This is a genomic window from Microbacterium sp. ISL-103, from assembly GCF_018613995.1.
Lineage (GTDB): Bacteria > Actinomycetota > Actinomycetes > Actinomycetales > Microbacteriaceae > Microbacterium.
The window spans coordinates 1-3,725 of record NZ_JAGGPD010000391.1 but is presented as its reverse complement, the minus strand read 5'-3'; the positions used below and the strand labels follow the sequence as shown (position 1 = coordinate 3,725).

General features: G+C 69.0%; 3 protein-coding genes and 3 pseudogenes. All 6 read left to right on the top strand.

Translation table 11 applies throughout. The annotated features are described in order from the left end of the window. Positions 1–299 (top strand): annotated as a pseudogene (locus J7E68_RS14100) (hypothetical protein); the annotation flags it as partial. Continuing rightward, positions 218–1,808: pseudogene (crtI, locus tag J7E68_RS14095) on the top strand (phytoene desaturase family protein). The pseudogenes J7E68_RS14100 and crtI, both read left to right, overlap by 82 nt. Then, positions 1,808–2,152, top strand: coding sequence for a lycopene cyclase domain-containing protein (locus tag J7E68_RS14090; protein WP_251048995.1), 345 nt, complete (start codon positions 1,808–1,810; stop codon positions 2,150–2,152). Before crtI ends, J7E68_RS14090 begins: the two are co-directional and overlap by 1 nt. Next, positions 2,149–2,493 (top strand): lycopene cyclase domain-containing protein, encoded by a 345-nt coding sequence (locus J7E68_RS14085; RefSeq protein ID WP_215173575.1) that lies wholly within the window; start codon positions 2,149–2,151, stop codon positions 2,491–2,493. The genes J7E68_RS14090 and J7E68_RS14085 overlap by 4 nt, the downstream gene beginning before the upstream one ends. Then, on the top strand, positions 2,490–3,377 hold the full coding sequence (locus tag J7E68_RS14080; protein ID WP_215173573.1) for a prenyltransferase: 888 nt from the start codon (positions 2,490–2,492) through the stop codon (positions 3,375–3,377). Before J7E68_RS14085 ends, J7E68_RS14080 begins: the two co-directional genes overlap by 4 nt. Positions 3,378–3,421: 44 nt before the next feature. Then, positions 3,422–3,725, top strand: a pseudogene (locus J7E68_RS14075) (MMPL family transporter); the annotation flags it as partial.

Here is a 3,725-nt window from a genome sequence, read left to right as displayed (position 1 = left end):
CCGCGCAGCTCGACGACGCGGCTCGCTCGATCCCTCTGCTGCCCAAGGATGCTCGTGCCGCCGTGCGCAGCGCGCATGCGCTGTTCGGGGCGCTCACGCGCCGGGTCGCGAAGACCCCGGCGGCGACACTGTACGAACGCAGGGTGCGCGTGCCCGATCCTGTCAAGGCGCTGCTCGCCGGGCGATCGGTGCTGGTCGCGTCGCTGGGGCGCGGCCGATGGGCCGCGTCGTGGTGGTCGGCGCCGGAGTGGCCGGCCTCGCCGTGGCCGGACTGCTCGCGAGGGACGGTCACGATGTGACGATCTACGAGAAGAACAGCAGGATCGGCGGCCGGGCCGGCACCATCGAGCGCGACGGCTTCCGTTTCGATTCCGGGCCGTCGTGGTACCTCATGCCCGAGGTGTTCGACCACTTCTTCGCGATGATGGGCACCTCGACCCGGGATCAGCTGGACCTCACGCTCCTCGACCCCGGATACCGCGTGTTCCGGGCTCCCGCGCCGGACGGACGCCCGTCGCCCGCCGTCACGGTTCCCACCGGGCGTGCCGAGGTCGCGCGGCTGTTCGAGTCTCGAGAGCCCGGCGCCGCCGACGCGCTGGATGCCTATCTCGATTCGGCGCACGATGCGCGGGTCATGGCCGAGCGGTACTTCCTCTACAACCCGTTCACCCGACTCCGGACGCTGATGACCCCCGAGGTGCTTCGGGCACTTCCGCGTCTGTTCACGCTGCTGGGCACGCGCCTGCAGTCCTTCGCCGCGCGCCGCTTCCGCGATCCGATGATCCGTCAGCTGCTCGGGTACCCGGCGGTCTTCCTCGGCACCGATCCCCGCACCGCTCCCGCGATGTACCACCTCATGAGCGCCCTCGATCTGGACGAGGGCGTGAGCTACCCGCAGGGCGGGTTCTGGCGGGTCGTCGAGCGGATCGCCGACCTCGCCGAGAGTGCCGGAGTGCGGATCGTGACGGATGCCGAGGTGACCTCGATACGCACGAGCACCGCGCACGGCAAAGCCACGGCGACGGGCATCCAGTGGCGGGACTCCGACGGCGTCTCGCACACCGCCGAGGCCGACATCGTCGTCTCCGGGGCCGACCTGCACCACACCGAGACCGCGCTTCTGCCCGCCGACCTTCGCACCTATCCCGATTCCTGGTGGCAGAAGCGCACGAGCGGCCCGGGTGCAGTGCTCGTCATGCTCGGCGTCCGCGGGGCTCTCCCGCAACTGCCCCACCACTCCCTGTTCTTCACCGACGACTGGGATGCCAACTTCGANNGATGCGCCCGCGATCCCCTCGCCCGCGTCGACCTACGTCGGCCGACCGAGCGCGACCGACGAGACGGTCGCGCCCGAGGGGCATGAGAACCTCTTCGTGCTCGTGCCGATCCCCGCCGACACCGCGCTCGGCGGCGGCGGGTCAGAGGGCGGCGGTTCCGCGGCGATCGAGCAGGCGGCGGATACCGCGATCGATCAGATCGCGAGCTGGGCAGGCATCGACGACCTTCGCGAACGCATCGTGGTGCGTGAGACCAAGGGACCGGCCGACTTCCTCGAGGACTACAACTCCTGGCGTGGAGGCATGCTGGGGCCGGCCCACATCCTGTCGCAGAGCGCGATGTTCCGGGCTCAGAACGAATCCCGACGTGTCTCGGGTCTGTACTACGCCGGTGCCACGACCGCACCGGGGGTCGGCGTGCCGATGTGCCTCATCAGTGCGGAGATCGTGCTGAAGCGCATCCGCGGTGATCACTCGAGTGGGCCTCTCGAGGTCTCCGCCGACGCCCCGTCGACGAAGGGGACCGCGTGATGGGGTTCCTCTACCTGACCCTGCTGCTCGTCTTCCTCGGATGCATGCTGCTGCTCGACTGGCGCTACCGGCTCTTCTTCTGGCGTGATGCGATGACCGCTGCCATCGTCACCGTCGTCGGTCTCGCGTTCTTCCTCGCGTGGGACATCGCGGGCATCGCCGGCGGCATCTTCTTCCGCGGCGAGGCCGCCGTCGCGACCGGCATCGTCCTCGCCCCTGAACTCCCGATCGAAGAGCCGGTGTTCCTGCTCTTCCTGGTGGTGTGCACGATGGTGGCCTACACGGGAGCCGCGCGGATCCTGACCAGGCGTCGCCGACGCTCGGCCGAGGGGGTTCGACCGTGACCTACGTCGAGCTCTCTGCGTGGTTCGTCGGCGCCGCAGTGGTGGCAGCGATCGCACTCTCGATCGTCTCAGGTCGACGCCGTGCGCACCTGGGCGCGATGGCGGTGACCGTCGCGGTGCTGCTCACCCTCACCGCGGTCTTCGACTCGGTGATGATCGCCACCGGGCTGTTCCACTACTCGCCCGATCACCTGCTCGGCGTGCATATCGGGCTCGCGCCCCTCGAGGACTTCGCCTACCCGCTCGCAGGTGCGGTGCTGCTGCCCGCGCTGTGGGCGGCGCTCCGCGCCCGTCGCCGCGCGCGCTCCGACGCCCGATCAGCGGATGGAGAGCTCGCATGACCGCCCCCACCCGCGGATCTGTCGGTCGCGACATCGCGCAGATCACCCTGTCGTCGCGGCCGATCAGCTGGATCAACACCGCCTTCCCGTTCGCCGCCGCGTATCTCCTCAGCACGCGAGAGATCGATCTCACCCTGATCATCGGCACGCTGTACTTCCTCGTGCCGTACAACCTCGCGATGTACGGCATCAACGACGTGTTCGACTACGCCTCCGATCTCGCGAATCCGCGCAAGGGCGGCATCGAGGGGGCGCTGCTCTCACCCCGCATCCATCGCGCCACGCTGTGGGCCGCGGTGGTGACCAACGTGCCCTTCCTCGTCTACCTCGTAGCGGTCGGAAACCCCGTGTCGTGGATCTGGCTCGCCGTCAGCGTCTTCGCCGTCATCGCCTATTCGGCCCCGGGTCTGCGGTTCAAGGAGCGCCCGTTCCTCGACTCGACGACCTCGAGTCTGCACTTCGTGACCCCGGCGATCGTCGGTCTCACGCTGGCGGAAGGCGCGGTCACGCCCACCGCCGTCATCGTCCTCGTCGCATTCTTCCTGTGGGGCATGGCCGCCCATGCCTTCGGCGCGGTGCAGGACATCGCACCCGACCGCGAGGGGGGAATCGGCTCGATCGCCACCGTGATCGGAGCACGCGCGACCGTGCGGCTGTCGATCGCGCTCTGGACCCTGGCCGGCATCGCGATGCTCTTCACGTCGTGGCCCGCTCCCTTGGGCGCAGCCCTCGCGCTCCCGTACATCGTGAACGCCGCACCCTGGTGGAACGTCACCGATGAGACGTCCGCAGGAACCAACCGCGCCTGGCGGCGCTTCATCGCCTTGAACTACTTCGCCGGATTCCTCGCGACGATGATCCTCATCCTCGCCTGGGTCTCCTGAGCACCCGCGTCGACCCGATCTGCCCTTCCCCCGAGAGGAACCCGATGTCCAGCCCTGAGCACGCGCCCACCCCGCCGACCCGTGAGCGTTCACGTCGACACTCCTGGGTGCGTGTCCTCATCCCCGTCGCACTGATCCTGGTCTGGCTCGTCGGAGCGGGCCTCGGTGGCCCGCTGTTCGGCAAGGTCGACGAGGTGTCGTCGAACGATCAGACGAGCTACCTCCCCGAATCCGCGGATGCCACCCAGGTGCAGCAGCTCCTCGGCGAGTTCAACGACAGCGACGCGATCCCCGCGATCGCCGTGTTCGTCACCGACGGCGAGATCTCCGAGGCCGAGCTCGCCACGA